The organism is Thalassospira sp. GB04J01 (genome assembly GCF_000751115.1).
In the GTDB taxonomy this organism is placed as follows: Bacteria; Pseudomonadota; Alphaproteobacteria; order Rhodospirillales; family Thalassospiraceae; genus Thalassospira; species Thalassospira lucentensis.
This window is the reverse complement of the sequence record NZ_CCDX020000008.1, coordinates 317,001-336,180: the sequence shown is the minus strand read 5'-3', so window position 1 is coordinate 336,180 and position 19,180 is coordinate 317,001. Positions and strand designations below refer to the sequence as shown.

At 53.6% G+C, this 19,180-nt stretch carries 17 protein-coding genes; 8 read left to right on the top strand and 9 right to left on the bottom strand.

The window, feature by feature from the left end; translation table 11 throughout:
• Positions 1–43: 43 nt before the first annotated feature.
• Positions 44–1,042: a tRNA-dihydrouridine synthase gene (locus AMM48_RS06695; protein ID WP_102783422.1), complete on the bottom strand. Its 999-nt coding sequence runs from the start codon at positions 1,040–1,042 to the stop codon at positions 44–46.
• Between the two features lie 231 nt (positions 1,043–1,273).
• On the opposite strand from AMM48_RS06695, the gene AMM48_RS22150 reads away from it, so the two are divergent.
• Complete coding sequence (locus tag AMM48_RS22150) at positions 1,274–1,423, top strand: hypothetical protein (protein WP_022730877.1); 150 nt, start codon at positions 1,274–1,276, stop codon at positions 1,421–1,423.
• 156 nt (positions 1,424–1,579) lie between these two features.
• Positions 1,580–1,735 carry a hypothetical protein gene (locus AMM48_RS22145; protein ID WP_158246434.1) on the top strand — a complete coding sequence of 52 codons (156 nt, stop codon included), beginning with the start codon at positions 1,580–1,582 and terminating at the stop codon, positions 1,733–1,735.
• 63 nt (positions 1,736–1,798) lie between these two features.
• Here AMM48_RS22145 and meaB read toward each other — a convergent pair whose 3' ends face one another.
• Genes meaB through AMM48_RS06680 form a run of 3 tightly spaced genes read right to left on the bottom strand, consistent with a single transcriptional unit; the run spans position 1,799 to position 7,085 of the window.
• Positions 1,799–2,854 (bottom strand): methylmalonyl Co-A mutase-associated GTPase MeaB, encoded by a 1,056-nt coding sequence (gene meaB / locus AMM48_RS06690; RefSeq protein WP_102783421.1) that lies wholly within the window; start codon positions 2,852–2,854, stop codon positions 1,799–1,801.
• 23 nt (positions 2,855–2,877) lie between these two features.
• A complete protein-coding gene (gene scpA / locus AMM48_RS06685; protein WP_102783420.1) occupies positions 2,878–5,034 on the bottom strand; it encodes a methylmalonyl-CoA mutase in 2,157 nt (718 codons plus the stop codon).
• Positions 5,035–5,036: 2 nt separating this feature from the next.
• A complete protein-coding gene (locus AMM48_RS06680; protein WP_102783419.1) occupies positions 5,037–7,085 on the bottom strand; it encodes a methylmalonyl-CoA mutase family protein in 2,049 nt (682 codons plus the stop codon).
• A 407-nt stretch (positions 7,086–7,492) separates the two neighbouring features.
• Here AMM48_RS06680 and AMM48_RS06675 point away from each other — a divergent pair, with 407 nt between their 5' ends.
• On the top strand, positions 7,493–7,915 hold the full coding sequence (locus AMM48_RS06675; protein ID WP_022730884.1) for a response regulator: 423 nt from the start codon (positions 7,493–7,495) through the stop codon (positions 7,913–7,915).
• Between the two features lie 45 nt (positions 7,916–7,960).
• Here the strand turns inward: AMM48_RS06675 and phhA are convergent, their stop codons facing one another.
• Entirely contained in the window at positions 7,961–8,851 is an 891-nt protein-coding gene (phhA, locus tag AMM48_RS06670; protein WP_102783418.1) for a phenylalanine 4-monooxygenase, read from the bottom strand.
• A gap of 141 nt (positions 8,852–8,992) precedes the next feature.
• On the opposite strand from phhA, the gene AMM48_RS06665 reads away from it, so the two are divergent.
• The 3 genes from AMM48_RS06665 to AMM48_RS06655 all read left to right on the top strand — a co-directional run bounded on the left by AMM48_RS06665 (position 8,993) and on the right by AMM48_RS06655 (position 10,931).
• Entirely contained in the window at positions 8,993–9,472 is a 480-nt protein-coding gene (locus AMM48_RS06665; protein WP_022730888.1) for an Lrp/AsnC family transcriptional regulator, read from the top strand.
• Between the two features lie 111 nt (positions 9,473–9,583).
• Positions 9,584–10,588 (top strand): asparaginase, encoded by a 1,005-nt coding sequence (locus AMM48_RS06660; protein ID WP_244271138.1) that lies wholly within the window; start codon positions 9,584–9,586, stop codon positions 10,586–10,588.
• A 22-nt stretch (positions 10,589–10,610) separates the two neighbouring features.
• The gene (locus tag AMM48_RS06655; RefSeq protein ID WP_102783416.1) at positions 10,611–10,931 is read left to right on the top strand and encodes a YnfA family protein; all 321 of its coding nucleotides are present in this window, start codon (positions 10,611–10,613) and stop codon (positions 10,929–10,931) included.
• A 42-nt stretch (positions 10,932–10,973) separates the two neighbouring features.
• Here the strand turns inward: AMM48_RS06655 and AMM48_RS06650 are convergent, their stop codons facing one another.
• Positions 10,974–12,197, bottom strand: coding sequence for a response regulator (locus AMM48_RS06650; protein WP_102783415.1), 1,224 nt, complete (start codon positions 12,195–12,197; stop codon positions 10,974–10,976).
• Positions 12,198–12,568: 371 nt separating this feature from the next.
• Here AMM48_RS06650 and AMM48_RS06640 point away from each other — a divergent pair, with 371 nt between their 5' ends.
• Entirely contained in the window at positions 12,569–13,834 is a 1,266-nt protein-coding gene (locus AMM48_RS06640) for a pentapeptide repeat-containing protein (RefSeq protein WP_101298843.1), read from the top strand.
• A gap of 190 nt (positions 13,835–14,024) precedes the next feature.
• Positions 14,025–15,299 (top strand): pentapeptide repeat-containing protein, encoded by a 1,275-nt coding sequence (locus AMM48_RS06635; RefSeq protein WP_102783413.1) that lies wholly within the window; start codon positions 14,025–14,027, stop codon positions 15,297–15,299.
• Positions 15,300–15,386: 87 nt separating this feature from the next.
• Here the strand turns inward: AMM48_RS06635 and argJ are convergent, their stop codons facing one another.
• The 3 genes from argJ to AMM48_RS06620 form a co-directional block, all read right to left on the bottom strand.
• Complete coding sequence (gene argJ / locus AMM48_RS06630; RefSeq protein WP_102783412.1) at positions 15,387–16,616, bottom strand: bifunctional glutamate N-acetyltransferase/amino-acid acetyltransferase ArgJ; 1,230 nt, start codon at positions 16,614–16,616, stop codon at positions 15,387–15,389.
• Between the two features lie 182 nt (positions 16,617–16,798).
• Entirely contained in the window at positions 16,799–17,656 is an 858-nt protein-coding gene (locus AMM48_RS06625) for a peptidylprolyl isomerase (RefSeq protein WP_102783411.1), read from the bottom strand.
• A gap of 331 nt (positions 17,657–17,987) precedes the next feature.
• The gene (locus AMM48_RS06620; protein WP_102783410.1) at positions 17,988–19,139 is read right to left on the bottom strand and encodes a hypothetical protein; all 1,152 of its coding nucleotides are present in this window, start codon (positions 19,137–19,139) and stop codon (positions 17,988–17,990) included.
• Between the last annotated feature and the right edge of the window lie 41 nt (positions 19,140–19,180).

The following is a 19,180-nucleotide window of genomic DNA, read 5'->3' as shown; positions in this document are numbered from 1 at the left end:
CCCGTTCGCGTTTGTCGCATTGGTGTCAGAAATCGTGACCGGCTTACTCGGCGGCAATCGCAACGTCTTGTTGCTGATGTTCTGGCAGGGTCATATCGTGCTGTAGTTTGGCACGTAATTCATCGATGGCGCGGATACGTTTGATTTCATCAAAACATGCCGCGCCTTGGGCGTGGCTTTTGCGGATCAGGGCCATCCATTGTTTGATGCGTCCGGCCTGATGGTTTTCAGTTGATCCGTCTTCATCCATCAAATCGCAATAAGACAGCAGCATCGCCAAAACATCTGCCCAGCATTCCTTGGGGCGTTGCGTGCCGTTTTCAAACGCCTTGATGCGGTTGGCAAGGTCGGGAGCAGCAATAGCACCCCGGCCAATCATGAAGCTGTCACAGCCCGATACATCCCGGCATTTTTCGTAATCCGTGACGTCCCAAATTTCACCATTGCCGGTCATGCCGATTGAAATGGCCTCGCGGATACGTGCCAGATATTCCCAATGCGCGGGCGGCTTATATCCTTCAAGCTTGGTGCGTGCATGGACCGTTAGATGTTGTGCACCGGCGGCTTCAACCGCGCGCGCATTATCAAGGAACAGTTCCTTGTCCGCATAGCCCAGCCGAACTTTGGCACTGACCGGAATCTCGTCGGGAACAGCACGACGAACGGCCGAAACGATCCGATACAGATTATCAGGGCATTTCAAAAGCGATGCGCCAGCTTCGTGCTTGTTGACGGTTTTGGATGGGCAGCCGAAATTGATATCAATGCCCGGCGCGCCAAGGGTTGTGGCAAAGGCCGCATTCTCACCCATCAATTCCGGGTCATGTCCCATCAGTTGGACCAGAACCGGCACCCCTGAAAGGGTTTTGCCGCCATGGAGCAGTTCCGGGCAATAGCGATGAAACACGTGTGCGGGAAACAGGTTTTGCGAAACCCGGATAAACTCGGTGACACACAGGTCGAACCCGCCGGTCGCACTCAGCAATTGCCGAACGCGCCAGTCAACAAGTCCTTCCATTGGTGCAAGCACCAGCTGCGTCATTGTGATGTCATCCTGTCTCATAAAATCAGTTGGCGGCTTTTATCATAAACCATGGATTGATGCCGTTGAAAAATCACAGACCAGCATTGCCTAGATTGGACGCATATTAGTGAATTAAGGCGGAAAAAGCGTATTGCTGACACCTTTCCAGCGAATTCGGGGGATACATTCACAGCATCAAAAACAACAATGAAACGCCCGATGGTTTGTATCGGGCAGGAGTAACAAAGCATGCTGTATATTTTTGAAAGTGCCTTTGATGAAGTTGAAGCTGTTTCGCGCGAAGCCCGCGAGAAACTGTCTGGCCTTGAAATCGTGCTGAAATCAACCGCCGAGAGCCTTCAGGTTCTCAAAGATCGTCTCGAACAGACAGCTTCCTGACGAAATGCTTTGATACCGGTTTCGTGCCATGAGCGTGTGCCGGGGTGCCATATGACGTCTTTGTCCGAGCAATAAGCGAAGTTTATATGGAACCCTCCATCCCGCGCCCGCGTTCATGGGATGAAACTTTTTACGTCACAGCAGGAGATAGCCGAAATGCTGTATATTGTTGAAAAAGCCCTGAACGAGATCGAAGCTATGCCGCGTGACGAACGCGAAAGCTTTGCCCATCTTGATCATGAAATTGACGAGGCGGTCGAAAAACTTAAAGTTTTGAAAGAAAAGCTTAAGGTTGATGCGAAAAGCAAATAACTCCGCCATTTAAGACTTAAATGCCAAGGCCGTGCAACATCGTGCGCGGCCTTTTGTTTTGACTTACTTCCCGGATTTTTTGATCAGACCCAGCATTTCCTCGACTGCTGCGGTCGGGTTGGTGGCGCCCGAAAGCACGTCCGCCTCAAGCGTTTTAAGCCGGTCGGCAACGTCATCACGCTTGGTAAAGGTTTCTAGCAGCCGATCGCGCAGCATGCTCCACATCCAGTCACGTTGTTGACGGGCACGTTTGGCGGCAAATTCGCCTTCCTTGTCCATCACAACCCGATACTGGTTGATCAAATCCCAGATGGTATCAAGCCCGTCATTGATCAGGGAGGACACCATCACCGATTGCGGACGCCAATGCTTGCTGGTCGGTTGCAGGATGCGAAGGGCCGATGAATATTCACGTTTGGCCTCACGCGCCTTTGCCGGATCGGCATCGGCCTTGTTGACCGCGATCAGATCGGCGATTTCAAGCACACCTTTTTTGATCCCCTGAAGCTCGTCCCCCGCACCGGGCAACATCAGGACAAGGAAAAAGTCGGTCATTTGGGCGACCATGGTTTCGCTTTGTCCGGCCCCGACGGTTTCAACCAGCACCACGTCAAACCCGGCGGCCTCGCACAGTAAAATGGTTTCACGGGTCATTCGATTGACCCCGCCCAAATAGCCGCTGCTGGGCGATGGGCGGATATAGGCGTTTGGATCAATCGACAGTTCGTTCATCCGGGTCTTATCACCCAGAATGGACCCGCCGGTCCGCGCGCTGGTCGGATCGACGGCAAGCACGGCAACTTTTTTGCCCGTTTTGGTCAGGTTCTTACCAAAGGCCTCAATAAAGGTGGATTTGCCAACACCGGGAACGCCGGTAATGCCAATGCGCTGCGATCCGCCTGTGTGGGGCATCAGTTGGGCTAGAACGGCCTGTGCCTGATCAAAATGTTTGGCATTGCGGCTTTCGACCAGCGTGATGGCACGTGATAAAATCGTGCGATTGCCGCCAAGCACACCTTCGACAATCTGGTCGGTCGTCAGGACACGTCGGCGCACAGCCTTGCGCGGGCTGACAGTGCCGCCCGAACCCGCCGGTATGGTGCGCAGAGTTTCTTTCACCGGTTGTCCTTGTAACTGTGTTGCTATGCTGCTTCTTCGTCGCCTGCCTGATTTAGCTTTTCTAGCAGGTCAGACGCGGCTTCGGCAATCACCGTTCCCGGTGGGAAGATCGCCTCGGCCCCAGCTTCGAACAGTTTGTCGAAATCCTGCGGCGGTATGACGCCACCTGCAACGATCATGATGTCTTCGCGGCCCAGTTTATCAAGTTCGGCGCGAAGCTGCGGCACCAGTGTCAGGTGACCTGCGGCAAGTGAACTGGCACCGACGATATGAACATCGTTTTCGACGGCCTGTTTTGCGGCTTCTTCGGGGGTTTGGAACAGCGGGCCGATATCGACATCAAATCCAAGATCGGCAAACGCCGTGGCAATGACTTTTTGACCCCGGTCATGCCCGTCCTGGCCCATTTTGGCGATCAGGATACGCGGACGGCGGCCTTCGTTTTCCTCAAATACTTTGATCAGGCGATCTACCTTGGCAAGGGCCTCATTGTCCGCACCGACTTCGGTTTTATAGACACCCGCGATGGAACGAATAACCGCCTGATGACGGCCATAGACCTTTTCAAGCGCATCTGAAATCTCGCCCACCGTGCATTTGGCGCGTGCGGCCTGAACGGCAAGTTCAAGAAGGTTGCCTTCGCCACTGTCGGCGGCAGTTGTCAGCGCCGTCAGCGCACTTTTTACCGCGCCATCGTCACGTTCTGCCCGCAGGCGTTCGAGCTTGGCAATCTGCTGACGGCGGACTTCGGCGTTATCGACCTGAAGCACATCGACCGGGCGGTCATCAGTAACGCGGTATTTATTAACCCCGACAAGGGTCTGACGGCCACTATCGATGCGTGCCTGTGTGCGTGCAGCGGCTTCTTCGATGCGCATTTTGGGAATACCGGCCTCAATCGCCTTGGCCATGCCGCCCTGTTCTTCGACCTCGGCAATATGGGCCCATGCCTTTTCCGCCAGATCGCGCGTCAGGCGTTCGACATAATAGGACCCACCCCACGGGTCGATGGCATTGGTCGTGCCACTTTCCTGTTGCAAAAACAGCTGGGTATTACGTGCAATCCGGGCCGAGAAATCGGTCGGCAGTGCCAAGGCTTCGTCAAGGGCATTGGTGTGCAACGACTGGGTATGGCCCTGTGTCGATGCCATGGCCTCGACACAGGTGCGGATGACGTTGTTAAACACATCTTGGGCGGTAAGTGACCAGCCGGATGTCTGGCTATGGGTGCGCAGCGACAGTGATTTTGGGTTTTGTGGGTCAAACTGTTTGATCATTTTGGCCCAGATCATGCGCGCAGCCCGCATTTTGGCAATTTCCATAAAGAAATTCATGCCCGTCGCCCAGAAGAACGACAAACGCGGCGCGAATTTATCAATCGGAAGTCCTGCCGCCTGCCCCGCGCGGGCATATTCAATGCCATCGGCCAGGGTATAGGCCAGTTCAAGGTCGGCGGTCGCCCCGGCTTCTTGCATGTGGTAGCCCGAAATCGAGATCGAATTGAATTTCGGCATGTTTTGCGACGTAAACGAAAAGATGTCCGAAATGATCCGCATCGATGGTTTCGGCGGATAGATATAGGTGTTGCGCACCATGAATTCTTTGAGGATGTCGTTCTGAATGGTGCCCGAAAGCTTTTCGCGTGCAACGCCCTGTTCTTCGGCAGCCGCAATATAAAGCGCCATGATCGGCAAAACTGCACCGTTCATGGTCATCGATACCGACATCTCATCAAGCGGAATGCCATCAAAAAGGGTGCGCATGTCATAGATGCTGTCAATCGCCACACCGGCCATGCCGACATCACCGGCAACACGGGGGTGGTCGCTGTCATAGCCGCGGTGGGTGGCAAGGTCGAAGGCAATCGACAGGCCCTTTTGTCCGGCGGCAAGGTTACGGCGATAAAACGCGTTGGATTCTTCGGCGGTCGAGAACCCGGCATATTGGCGAATGGTCCAGGGGCGCTGAACATACATGGTGGGGTAGGGGCCGCGCAAAAACGGTGGCATACCCGGCATGGTATCAAGATGATCAAGACCGTCCAGATCAGACGGGCCATAGGTCGGTTTGACGTCGATGCCTTCGGGCGTGCTCCATAGCGTTGCCTCATACGGGTCTTTGGCCGCGGCCGTCGCGCCGTCAAACAGCGGAAGGTCTGAGAAATCAGGAATGCGGGTCATGATTATTTATCCCCCCGTGCGCCAGATAAATGATCCATTGCCGTTCGGCAGGTATCAGGAACGTCAGTGCCGACGTAAATAAAGTCATCAATGCCCGCGGCCTCATATCCGGCCCGCGCATCGCCCGGATGACCGGCAAGATAGACCAGTGATGCCCCGGCAGTCTTAAGGGTACTGGCAACATCGGTGGCCATATCGCCATATTGCGGGTCAGACCCACAAATCACCGCGATTTTGGCACCCGACGCGGTGAAGGCCTTTGCAACTGATTTGGCATCGGCAAAACCGCTATTGGTGATGGCTTCAATCCCGCCGGCTTCAAAGAAGTTCCGGGCAAACATCGCGCGCGCAGTGTGCTGGGCAACCTTGCCCAGATTGGCCAGAAAGATTTGCGGGAAGGTGCCTGTTTTGGCCTTGTAGCCATCCGCACGTTTGCGTAATGCCTCATACGGTTCGGACAAACGATGCGGGATCAGGACCGGAACCGTCGTCGCGGCACTGGTGCCATAAAGATCGGTATACATATGGCCGATGGTTGTCCCTTTACGCGCAGCCTCCATCAAACTGGAAAGTGTCGCGCCAACCGTTTCGGTGTATTTGGTTTGACGGGCCTTGCCATTGGCCTGAATGGCGTCAAGGTCGGGCGCATCGCAGGTGACTTTGGCTTCGGAAATATTGGGGAATTCCGAAACACCGGTCAGCGGATCGCGCCGGTTTGCGACGCGTTCTTCACGCGTGTGCCAAACGGCTTCAATGTCTTTTTTCAAGCTGCCGTTGGCAAGGGCGGCGACAATGCCACGGGATGCTTCAAGCGACTGGAATTTGGCCCATGCGGTCTTGGCAAGATCGCGGGTCATGTTTTCGATAAACCATGCGCCCCCCGCCGGATCAATCACGCGGTGAACGTTGCTTTCTTCTTGCAGGATTAATTGCGTGTTGCGTGCAATACGTCGGGTAAACCCATCGGGTAGGCCGATTAAATGATCGTATGGCAGGCAGACGACACTATCGGCCCCGCCCAGACCCGCGGCAAAGCTTGTCACCGTGGTGCGCAGCATATTGACCCACGGATCGACCTTACTCATCGCCATTTCGGCCGAGACGGCATTGATCGAAATTGATGCATCTTCGGCACCAGACGCGGCCAGAATGCGGGTCCACATCAGGCGCAAGGCGCGCAGCTTGGCAATCCCGGCAAAGAAATCCGTGCCAATGGCGACGTTAAACGCCATCGCACCGGCGGCCTGATCAACCGCCATGCCGGTATCGGTCAGCGCGCGCAAATAGGCGACACCAGATGCCAGCAAACAGGCAAGCTCCTGCCCATCGGTCGCACCAGCATTGTAATAGGGCGCACCATTGACCGAAATTGCCGTGCCCATCGGGAAAAGGTCAATCAGTTCGGCAGTGATGTTTGCGGTTTGGCGTAATGCGTCATCGGTGGAACAGGGCAATGACCCGGTGCTGGCAAGCGTTCCGATGGGGTCAATGTTAAAGGCCGGGGCGGCTTCATTCGCGCCATCTTCATCGGACATGCGGGCGGCCAACATGGCCGCAGCTGGAATGGCGGCGGCCCCGCCATCAAGTGCGATGGTCGCAAGGTTGGTATAGACGTCGCTTAATGCGCATTCAAGATCGGCCAGACAATGAATGGCAAGACCATCAACGCCGACCTCGCCCGAACTGATTTCGCGTCCCTTGCGTGCGGCCGCATCAAGCTTAAGCAAGATGGATGTCGCACCATTTTCAAGGTCGTCGAGGATCGCGGCATTTGTGACGATGGGGTCGGGGTGGGCATGAAGTTGACGAATGTCCCAGCCAGTCACCGTTTCGCGTGGTTCAACCGACGCGCTGAGCACGTCGTGTATCAGACGGGTGTCGGCATCCTGATCGCCCTTGGTATAAAGCGGCTGAAGGGCAAAGCCGTCGAGTGTTTTGGTGACGAGCTTTTTCTCAAACGATGCCCCTTTAAGGGCTTCCTCGGCGAGGGTGCGCCAAGCTGCATAATCAGCAGACGGAAATTCGGATGCCAGCTTAAGCGGGTCTGTCATGCTTTCTCCCGGTCGGAACGTTTCCGAATTAATGATACTAGGGTCAAACCGCATTCACATAATCGTACCGGTTGCCCGGATTCCCGACCATATTGCCATATCGTCGTTGCGACATGGCGGTTTATAGCATCTGGCTTTAATTCCGTAAATAGGCATGGAAATACCTATTTAGAAGCAAGGTAAAGCCGAATGATCATCTTTCCGTAGCGTCAAATGGCAGAATCCCGGTTGTTTTTTGTGCCAAAAGGTCAACAGCAACCAGATCACGTGCCATCGGTCTGCATTATACTTTGGCCCGAACATGGAAAAGATAGGGCACGCAGACGCAAATATTTGGGCGGTTTAACCAATTTGACATTTTCATCTGTCAATTTGTGCTTGTCCCAATTCTCGGAGTATCGCCATCCATGAACGCGCTCAGCGCCATGCCGTCGCAAGCCAGTCCTGACGGGCTTGTTGCCTTTGCCGACGACAGTCCCAGTGCCAAAGCAGCCCTTGAAACGGTGCTGCGCCGTGCCGGATATGACGTGGCAAGTTTTGACTGTGCCGATGATCTGATTGATCAGCTTGACGGGCTTTATCCGCGCGCCATCATTCTGGATATCGAAATGCCCGGCATGAGCGGATTTGAAGCTTTTTGTGAAATCCGCCGCCGGTATCCCAATGCGACCAATGTACCGGTCTTCTTCTTTTCCGCGCATTATGATTCCGATACCCGCGCACAGGCAGATGCGCTGGGTGCGGCCGACTTCATCAGCAAGGATGCCAGCCCGACCGTGGTGCTTGAACAGCTTAACCGCGTGCTCGGCAAAGCCATCAGCACCTGTTAGCACCCTTGCCAATTCAGATATCATGACGCGAACGCGCCCTGCCTGTTACGCAGGGCGTTGTTGCATCTGGTGGGCTCTGCCAAGTTCGATGGTGCGATTTGAATCGCCATGAACGTGATACAGCCGATCCGTTGATAAGGTGGTTTCTGGATTGATCGACGGTGTGCTGACCAATCGCTCATAGATCGGGGCGAGGGGCGTTTTCATCGCATCAAACAACTGATCATAACTGTCCAGAACGAAATAGGTTTTCTGGAAATCATCAATTGCGTAATCGGTCGCCATTACCCGTTCAAGATCAAAGCCCACCCGGTTTGGCGTCGGGTCTGTGACCGAGTAAATAGTTTCGGTTTGCGATGACAACATGCCTGCCCCATAGGCCCGCAAGCCATGATCGGTCATGATCAGGCCAAACTCGACCATGTACCAGTACATCCGCGCAAGGTTTTTAAGCCCACCTGTGGCAATGGCTTCCGGCCCCTTGGCACCGTAAGCTGCAAGATAATCGGCAAAGACCGGGTCATAGAGCATTGGCACATGACCAAAGAAATCATGGAAAATGTCGGGTTCGACCAGATAATCCATTTCTTCTGGTGTGCGCAGCCAGACAGTCACCGGAAAGCGGCGATTGGCAAGGTGATCGAAAAACACCTCATCCGGCACAAGCCCCGGAACCGCAACCAGTTGCCAGCCGGTTGCGGCAAAAAGCTGTTCACTGACCCGGCCAAAATGCGGGATGCCGTCGGCGGCATCCAGCTTTGACAAGTTGACAATGTAATCATCGGCGGCATAGCCGGGCAGAATGGCCGATTGACGGGCATAAAGCTTACGCCACAGGTCATGTTCAGCCTCGCTATACGCCTGCCAATCTTGCGCAATGGTGTAGTCATCTTCGATGTGGCTGTAATCGCCTCGCAGATCGTTTCCCTGAGTCATGGCGGGTCCTCTTTCGGGTTCTGATGCCAATTTACAGCGGATATTTTACATCAAATCCCATGTCATTTTCTGGCGAATCAAATACCATTTTGCGCTATGATTGAATGAAAGTGACGGAAAGTTGATAATGTAAGGTGTATAATGACCGACCTGAGCTTAAGCGTGACTGATATCCGTATTTTGCAGATTCTGCAAAATGAGGCCGGGATCAGCAATGTCGCACTTGCCGAAAAGGTCGGCATGTCGCCATCCCCGTGTTTGCGACGGGTCAAACAGCTTGAAGCATCCGGGGTAATCCGCCGACAGGTGGCGCTGTTGGATCGCAAAAAGGTTGGGCTTGGCGTTCTGGCGACCATTCAGGTGCGCCTGCAACGCCATACCGAAGCCGGGGCAGAGGATTTTGCCCATGCGATGAATGACCTGCCCGAAATCCTGTCCTGCTGGGCAATGACCGGGCGGCAGGATTTCCTGCTGGTTGCGGTGGCCAGCAACATCGAAAGTTTTGGTGATTTTGTCACTCATCAGTTGCTTTCAATGCCCAATGTGCGCGATGTGCAATCCAGTTTGGTGCTCAAGGAATATAAGAATCACACGGCAATCCCATTGCCAAAGGCCATTTGACCGCATTGACCAAGTTTGGCGTGCATGATGTGCTGTGCTTGCTTTTGGGGGCGGGTTTGGGCATAGGAAGATGACGTTCTGATCCCGTCCCACCAATGCCGGAGCACAATGATGTCGCACGCAGCTAACCCGATCCTTGTCGAAGCCACCCGTGGATCGATGGTCGAAAGTTTCCATCGCGGGCGATATGTCGTGATGAAGGCCGATGGCACAGTGGTGGCCGAGGGCGGCGATATTGATGCGCTGATGTATCCGCGTTCCGCAATCAAACCATTGCTGGCAATCCCCTTGGTCGAAAGTGGGGCGGCGGACGCCTTCAAGCTTGAGGACAAGCATATTGCGCTGGCCTGTTCATCGCATAATGGCGAGGAAGAACACGCCAATACGGTTAAGGAATGGCTCGAACATATCGGGTTGTCGGTCGAAACACTCGAATGTGCGCCGCATTATTCTATCCATCCACCCGCCGGGATCAAACAGGCTGGTGATCAGGTCACCTTGACCAAGGCGCATAACAACTGTTCGGGGAAACATTCCGGGTTTCTGACGACGGCCCAGCATCTGGGCGATACCCCGGCAGGCTATATCAACGAGTCTCATCCGGTTCAGCAACGCCTGATCAAGGTGCTTGAGGAGATGGGGGATTGTGATTTGTCATCGACCCCGCGCGGTATTGATGGCTGTGGCATTCCGGTGATTGGCATGCGGTTGCGCGATCTTGGTTTGGCCATGGCACGCATGGCCGATCCATCGGGGTTGGACGCCAAACGCATTGAGGCGATCAAACGCATCCGCAAGGGCTGTGCCGCAGCCCCCTTCATGGTGGCTGGGACCGGTCGTTTCTGTACCGGGATCATGGAAGAATGCGGTGAAGACGCGCTGGTCAAGGTCGGAGCCGAGGGCGTTTATTGTGCCGCCTTCCCAAAACAGGGACTTGGTGTGGCACTTAAAATCGACGATGGCACGCAACGCGGGGCCGAGGTCGCAATGGGCGCGATCCTGCGTCAGCATGGCGTGATTGATGATGCCAAGGCAGAAACGCTCAAGAAATACCTGACACCGGTTCTGACCAACTGGGCGGGAAAATATGCCGGTGACTTACGCCCGGCGTTTTAGGATCAAAGCCAAAGGGGACGTGATGCAGACCGTTGCGGCCTATATCGCAGCAGCACTTGCCGAAATTGCCGGATGCTTTGCCTTTTGGGCGTGGCTGAAATCGGGAAAGTCTGTTCTTTGGGTGATTCCGGGGATTGCATCGCTGATTGTCTTTGCTTGGTTGCTCACCCGTGTTGATGCGGCCTTTGCCGGGCGGGCTTATGCCGCCTATGGCGGGGTCTATATTGCCGCATCTATTTTCTGGCTGTGGATTGTCGAGCGCGCTGTGCCTGATCGTTGGGATTTAACCGGTATGGCGATTTGTCTTGTCGGGGCCTGCGTCATTTTGTTCGCGCCGCGTTAATGCAAACGGCTGCGTTGCAGGCTGGCCTTGGTTGACCACGGCTTAGTCGTTGGTCAGTTGTTTGTACTTTCCCGAAACGATCCGCGCGATGCTGGTCCATTCCTCGATACGTGACGCTTTTCCGATCTGCTCGAGATAGGCCAAATCAATGTCGCTTTCGACCGCACCCCCGGCATCAATAATGGCGATCTCGCGGGTCAAATGTTGCGCGACATAGATTGCGGTAACTGCATTCATTTCCTTATGAGGCAAGTCCATCGGGCGGTGGTGATAGGCAACTGCCTGAATGACCGGGGCAGGAAACCCCCACAAACCCAAAAGATAGGCCCCGATTTCAGGATGCCCTGCACCAAACTGTTCTTCTTCTGCCTTTTCAATCGGGATGTTTTCCTGTTCAACCCGGTCGGTCACCAGCTTCATTTCATCGGGGCGATTGGCATAGAGGATCAGGGTGCCGATATGGCTCAGCATGCCGATTGATGGGACGGCATGGCACACTTCGCGCGGCAGTTTTTCATATTCGGCAATCAATGCCGCTGTGACACCAATTTGCTGGCTTCGGTGACATAGGCGTTTCAGGTTTGCCGCCTGATTTCTGGGGCCGTCAAAGCCGCGGTAAATGCCAATAAACAGTGCAAGCGCCTTAAGCGTCTCCATGCCGAGCATCCGCACAGCATGGGAAACCGAGGAGACTTTCTGCGTAATGGCAAAATAGGATGAATTGGTAAGTTTCAGGACCTCGGTGGTCAGTGCAATATCGGCTTCAACAATCTTGCACACGCTTTCAGGCGAATAGTGCGGGGTGTTGAACAAGGACTGAAGCTGCAGATAGGTATCGGGTGGAGACGCCAGACTTTTGGCATTTGCCACCAATGTCCGCATCTCCGGGCTTTGCAGCCGCTGACGCAGGCTAAGCGCATTTTCGATGCTATCAAGCAGGGTTTGATTGTCGCAGGGTTTGCTAAGGAACTGATGCGCGGGGCCGATGGTTCGCAGATAGGAATCGTTGCTGGCGTGCCCGGTTAAAATGATCCGAACCGCATCAGGCTGGATTTTCTGCATTTCTTCCAGCAGCGCCACCCCGTCCATTCCCGGCATTTGAATGTCGGTGACAATGACATCAAAGGACTGATCTTTTGCCATGCCGAGGGCCGCAGAACCGCTATTGGCGAAATGAAGGTTCCAGTCTGGCCGTAAAGTTTTCAGGCGCCGTCGCAGCCCCTGCAAAACGTTGGCGTCGTCGTCGACAAACAGAATGTGATGCATTGACCCTGCGCAGCAATTTTGGAGAAAGCTATCTTTTGCAGATGGTCCTTGATCAGACGTATGACAAGACGGCTTGGGGAACCCGCGACTTTGGGATTATTGCGAATCGCGCCAATACGGGCCACTTTAAAATTGGGAGGTGGCAACGATATCGTGTTTATGAGACTGCTGTGCTTGTAGTCGCGCTGCAAAGGTGCTGCCGCCCTACGCGTTTGTATATGATATGGCGGCTAAATATTTATAAACACGCGATATTTTATGTGAATGTCAGATTTTGTAAGACTGTTGATGCGCGAGTAGGAGTAGACTTAAAGAATATTCTAATTAACGTAGAACAAGACTGTTAAATGACCGGGGATTCGGCCCAGTAAATGACATCACGCGCAGAATTAATTGATGGCATTAAGAAGCACCAACTCTATGTGACGAAGCAGCCGGGGGGCCGTCGCATGCAGTTGCGCAATGGCAACCTGTCACGCATCAAGATGAGCAAAATCAGTCTTGAGGACGCCGTTCTACCGGGCGCGAATTTTATTCAGGCAACCATCCGCGACGTCTGTTTTGATTTTTGTGATTTGTTTGGCACCAATTTTGTTGAAGCCGACCTTGAAGGATCAAGCTTTGTTCGGGCTGATTTGCGCGGTGCGAACATGGCACGCGCCAAATTGCGCAATGCCAACCTTAAGGGGGCTGACCTTCGATCCGGTGTGATGGTGGTCGTTGATGGCGGGCGCGAAAGAAAAGTCAAACGTGCCACCGATCTTGCCAACGCGGATATGGAAGGGTCGATGCTTTCGGGGGCGAATTTTGCCGAAAGCAACATGTCGGGATCACGCTTGGTCGATGCAGACCTGAGCGACGCCAACATGTTTGCGGTCAATCTGGCGGGTGCGGATTTGACCGGATGTAACCTGTCCGGGGCGAAGCTTAAAAACGCCAACCTCAAAGGGGCACGGCTTAAGGACAGCCTTCTGGTCGGCACCGATTTGACAGGGGCGAACCTGCGCAATGTCGATTTGGCCGGTGTTGATCTTTCACAGGCAAATATCGCCAATTCCATCGGCAGCAAAGCCGTTACCCCCTTGCCCGATGATATTCGAGAATTGGTCAATGGCCATAGCGAGTGGCTGGCCAGCAACGGACAGACCGGAACGCCTTTGAATGCAACCGGACGTGATCTGACCGAAATGGATTTTTCCGGACTGGATTTATCGGCGGCCTGCTTTGATGACTGTATTTTGCGCAACGCGTTGTTCGTTGATACGATTCTTGCGATGTCATCAATGCGCAATGCAGATTTATCACGTGCACGGCTGAACGGATCGATTTTGAACGGCATTCGACTGTCAAACGCAGTTTGCGCCAAATCTGTTTTTCAGGGCGCCAAGTTTGGCGGTGTCGCGCAGCTTGATGGTCAGGGTAAAAAAACCGGTTCGGTTTGGCGTGCGGACCTAAGCGGTACCGATTTCTCAAAAGCCGATATGCGTAATGCTGTTTTCGACGCACCGAAGATGAAAGGTGCCAGCTTGAAGAACGCCAATATTTCGGGTGTTTCTTTTGGTGATACCGATCTTGTCGATGTTGATTTAAGCGGTGCAAATATCGGTGCAATCCTGACGGGAACCATCCCTGAATAGGTCTCTGGCAGTGCCTTGCTATTGCTGGCTTTGGGGGTGTCATGCGATGCCCGATTAAAAACGAATCCCCGACATCTAAAGAATATTACGGTTTTGCAAGGCGTTAAAAGCATTGCGTTACGGCGAAACTGTTGCATTCTGTCTGCTTAATTCAAAAATGGTAATTTAGCGGTCGGGGAATATTTGCAAGATGGATTCGCGTTCGGATCTGATTGATGCCATCAAAATGCATCAACTGTATCTCAATCAAAAGCCAGGTGGGCGGCGCATGCAAATGCGCAGTGCCAACCTGTCGCGTATAAAAATGAGCAAAATCAGCCTTCAGGACGCCATTCTACCCGGTGCGAATTTCATTCAAGCGACCGCCCATAAAGTCTGTTTTGATTTTTGTGATCTGTTTGGCGCCAACTTTGTTGAGGCCGATCTTGAAGGGTCGAGTTTCCAGCGGGCTGATCTGCGCGGCGCGAACATGGCACGCGCCAAGCTGCGCTACGCCAATCTGAGCGGCATTGATCTACGTGCAGGCATTATGGTGATTGTCGAAGGTTCGCAGGAACGTCCGGTCAGTAAGGCCGCCGACATGACCAGTACCGATCTTGAAGGGGCGATGATGTGGGGGGCTAACCTGACAAGTGCCAGAATGTCCGGGGCGAGCCTTTCAAAGACCGATCTTAGTGATGCAAACATGTTTGCAGTCAACCTTGAAGGTGCCGATTTGACCGGCTGTAACCTCAATGGGGCAAAGTTACGCAATGCGAACCTTAAGGGGGCAAAACTTGCGGAATGTAATCTGGTCGGTGCGGATTTAAGTGGGGCCAACCTTCGCAACGTTGATATGACGAATGTCGATCTGTCCCAATCCAATACATCAAATTCAATCGGTGGTGGAACGTCGTCAGCGCCGCTGGTGGACGATATTCGCGATCTGGTGAATGGCCATAGCGAGTGGCTGCTATCAGACGGAAAAAACGGTGCGCCCATGATTGCGGTTGGGCGGGATTTGACCGGGCTTGATTTTTCCGGTCTGGACCTGTCGGGGGCCTGCTTTGATAAATGTATCCTGCGCGGGGCATTGTTCGTCGATACCATCCTTGCCATGTGCTCCATGCGCGACGCGGACATGAAGAAAGTCCGTATGAACGGGGCTGTGATGGATGGCGTTCGAATGGCCAATTCCGATTGCAGCGAAGCCATTTTTCAAGGGGTGAAATTCGGCGGGATTGATCAGCGCGACAAAAAAGGTGCCAAGACAGGCACGATGTGGCGCGCGGACTTAACAAACACGAATTTTGAACAGGCCGATTTGCGGAACTCGGTTTTCGATGAAGCACAAATGAAGGGCGCAAACCTGACAAAGGCAAACGTTGCCGGGGTTGCCTTTGGTGACACAGACTTAAGCGATGTGGAACTTGAAGGGGCAAATGTTGGTTTGGTTCTGAACGGTAATATTCCCGGACGCAGATGATCAAATCTCTGATCGATCCAGCGCAAAACGAAAAATGCCGCCTGTCAAAGGCGGCATTTTGTTTGTGCGGTTGGTTGTGGCCGTTAATCAGCTACGGTAATCCGCATTGATCGAGATATAGCCATGCGTCAGGTCACAGGTCCAGACGGTGGCCGCCCCATCACCAAACCCAAGATCGGCAACGATATCGATGTATTGACCCTTGATATGTGCCTCAACCGGGGTTTCATCGTAATCTTCGACGCGCTCGCCATTTTTGGCCAGCGCAATACCACCAATTGAAATGGTCAGTTTGTTGGGATCAGCGGTGACACCGCATTTTCCAACCGCCATAACAATACGGCCCCAGTTGGCGTCTTCACCGGCAATCGCGGTTTTGACCAGCGGCGAATTTGCAATCGCCTTGGCGGCAATCTTGGCTTCTTTTTCGCTGACCGCACCTGTGACATTTACCGTGATGAATTTGGTCGCACCTTCGCCGTCGCGCACGATCTGATGGGCAAGATCACGCAGCACGCCTTCAAGGGCGTCTTTAAACTCGGTCAATGCCGGGTCATCCATACCCGAAACGGCATCGTTGCCCGCCTTGCCGGTTGCTGCCAGAAGGACCGTATCGGACGTTGATGTATCGCTATCAACCGTGATGGCATTGAAGCTGCGGTTGTTGCAGTCTGCCAAAATCGCCTGAAGAACCGCATGCGGGATGGCCGCATCGGTGAAAATGAAACCAAGCATGGTCGCCATGTTTGGTTCAATCATCCCCGATCCCTTGGCAAAGCCGGAAATCGAAACCGTGGTGCCGTTGATTTTCGCGGTTGCCGAGGCGCCCTTGGGGAAGGTGTCAGTCGTCATGATGGCCTTGGCAGCATCAAGCCAACTGGCATCATTGGCAAGCAAGTCGCCCATGGCATCGGTGATGCGGTTGGCCGTGGTTGGTTCGCCAATTACACCGGTTGACGCGGTAAAGATTTCCGCTTTGTCACACCCCAGTGCCTTTGACGCGGTTTCGACCTTGTCTGCGACAAATTTCTCGCCAGCCTTGCCGGTAAAGGCAACCGAATTGCCCGCGTTGACAAAAAATGCCCGTGCGGTGCCACCCTTAAGGGCTTCGCGGCCCCAACGTACTGCTGCTGATGCGGTGGTCGATGTGGTGAACACTGCGGCAACCTGCGTACCCGGATCAAGTTCTGCCAGAAACACATCTGGTCGGCCTTTGTAACGAATTCCAAGCGTTGCGGTGTGCAGTTTGACACCGGCAATGGCCGGCAGTTCGGGAAAGGCCGCGGGGGCAAGCGGAGAAACTGAAGTCGCACCCATTTGTATCATTTCCTTCAAATGGCGTTGGTCAAAGAGACATCTGTCTATCCTGCCGTAATGGTGGCGAAAAGCAAGCAACAGCACAGGACATTATCTTGAAAAAAAAACGGGGCGAAGCAATGTGCCTCGCCCCGTTTGGAACCTGTTTGCATCAGAAACCTGATAGGCAAAGCCCGTATCAGTTATTCTTTGGTTTCTTCTGCCGGTGCATCGCCTTCGGCTGGCATCGGAGCATTGTTGACGATGTCTGCATCCGCACGCAGGCTTTCAACAAGATCGTCAATTGCCTTGCGGGTCAGTTCACCAACCATCTGCTGACGAACTTCTTCAAGTGACGGCTGGGTGCCTTCTTTTTTCTCTTCAACCATGATCACATGCCAGCCAAACTGGGTCTGAACCGGTTCTTTGCTATAGGTACCTGGCTCCATGGCAAAGGCTGCTTCGGCAAATGGTGCGACCATGTCGGCACTGCCAAAGAAGCCAAGATCACCGCCATTCGGTCCGGATGGGCCGGTCGATTTTTCCTTGGCGAGTTCGGCGAAGTCCGCACCGTCATCAAGTTCGGTGATGATGGCTTTGGCGTCTTCTTCGTTCTCAAGCAGGATGTGACGGGCGTGAACCTGCGGTTCTGGCTCGTTGGTTTTTAGGAATTCTTCGTATTGTTCTTTGATAGCGTCTTCGCTTGCCGACTTTGCGATTTCACGATCAAGGAACGTTTCGGCGATGACACGGCGTTCAAGTGCATCAACGCGTGCTTTGACTTCTTCGTCATCGGCAAGACCGGCATCACGGCCTGCGATCATCAGCAAACGCTGATTGATTTCGCGATCAACGAGTGTCGGTTTGAGCATTTCAAACGGAAGCTGTTGATACTGTTGCGGCAGACCCGCCTGGGTCGCGCGAACTTCAGATTCCAGGATTTCCTCACCATTGACAGTCGCAAGGACCGGATCTTCGGCCGGTGCAGCGTCCTGTGCCATGACAGGGGAAGCAAAAATAACGGATGCCAGTGACGCGGCAAAAAGGGTTCTGCGCAGCATAGTTTCTCCAGACTTTGATTTCAAAGGGGGGATAACCCCATCGCCTCTCCCCACGGGTAAATCACATAAGGCTTTATTGCACAAGGCTTCCCCGTGGCGACTGCGGTTTTTCGCAAAGCATTCTGTCCAAAATATGAAACGCTTATCTTTGCGTTTCATTATGTGGGGTAGAGGGTAGCTATAGAAAGGCCAAGCTTAGCCAGTCGCCGCCAAATCAGATAGCCATTTTGGGCGATGAACGCAGTATCGTGCGGCAGTTGTATGAAATTTCAAGCAGGCTAAGCCGACCCGCCTGATGTCACGGTTGGGCGAGGTGGCCAAGGGGGGGGTATCAGGCTTTTACGTCAAACAGAACTTCGCCAACGGTGGCAATGCTTCCGTCATCGCGGGTGAAGTGCGACGTTGCGACCAGATCGCCCCCAATAAGGCGCTGATCAATTGGCGTGATCATGGAAAGTGAAATTGATGTGATGCCTTCGTCCATCAGGGTTGCCTGTTCACCATTGGCGCGCAGCAAAATTAATGCGCTGAACACAGCGTCATTGGCATCAATCTTTCCATCCTGATTGTCATCAAATTTGGCCAGTTCGGCAAAGCCGTCTGCGGCCCCGTTTTGATCACCAAACAATTCGGTGCCGTTATTGATTTTGCCGTCTTTATTGCGATCAAGGGCAAGAAGCGCGTCATTGCCGCGGATCCATGCGGTTTGATCGATGTTGCCATCGCCATCAATGTCAAACTGTTGACCGCCCTGCAGGCTGGTGATGTCGATGCCATTACCGTCAAGATCAAGGATAAGCGGGTCCTGCTGAAAGGCCTGTGCGATGTCGATACGGATGAGATCAATCTGTGCACGGAATTCGGAAATAGAAATATTGGCTGTGCTGCCAATGCTTGAAAACCGGCTTTCAATTTGTGTGAGATCAATCTCGATTCTTTGTGACATGACACGAAACGCACTGACATCAATCTGGGTAGTACTGCCCGAAACATTTAGGGCAAGTTCCTTGGCCGTGATGGTTGCCCCCGCCCCATTCGCGCCCGAAAGAGCAACATCTTCGAGCGACCCACCAGTCATGGCATTGGCAATTTCGCGGGCCTTTTCGGGTGGGATGCCCATCATGGCAAGAACGATAAATGCATCACGGTTCAGGCGTGTTTGTGCCTCGCTCAAGGCCGGTTTTAAGGCGTTAAACGCATCAAGTGGGTTTGTCTCGACCTGAAACACGGGCTGTCGGAACGCGGAAATGGCTTCTTCGAGGCGCTTGCTGGCCTCGATGCTCAAATCAATTTGATCGGCAATTGCGCGTTCACGCGCCCGATCATTCCTGCTGCCGCCATTTGCCGAGTTCGACATATCTGGATTTGACATATCTGGTACATTTGCACCAACAGCACTTTGTGCCGCAGCATTCAGTGTCGCCGTTTGCGATGTCGACGGAGTGTTCAAAGACGGTGTGTTAAAAGTGGTGTGGTCGAACATTCAGCACCTCCTTCCTGAAGGGCTGGGGATGCCGACATGCG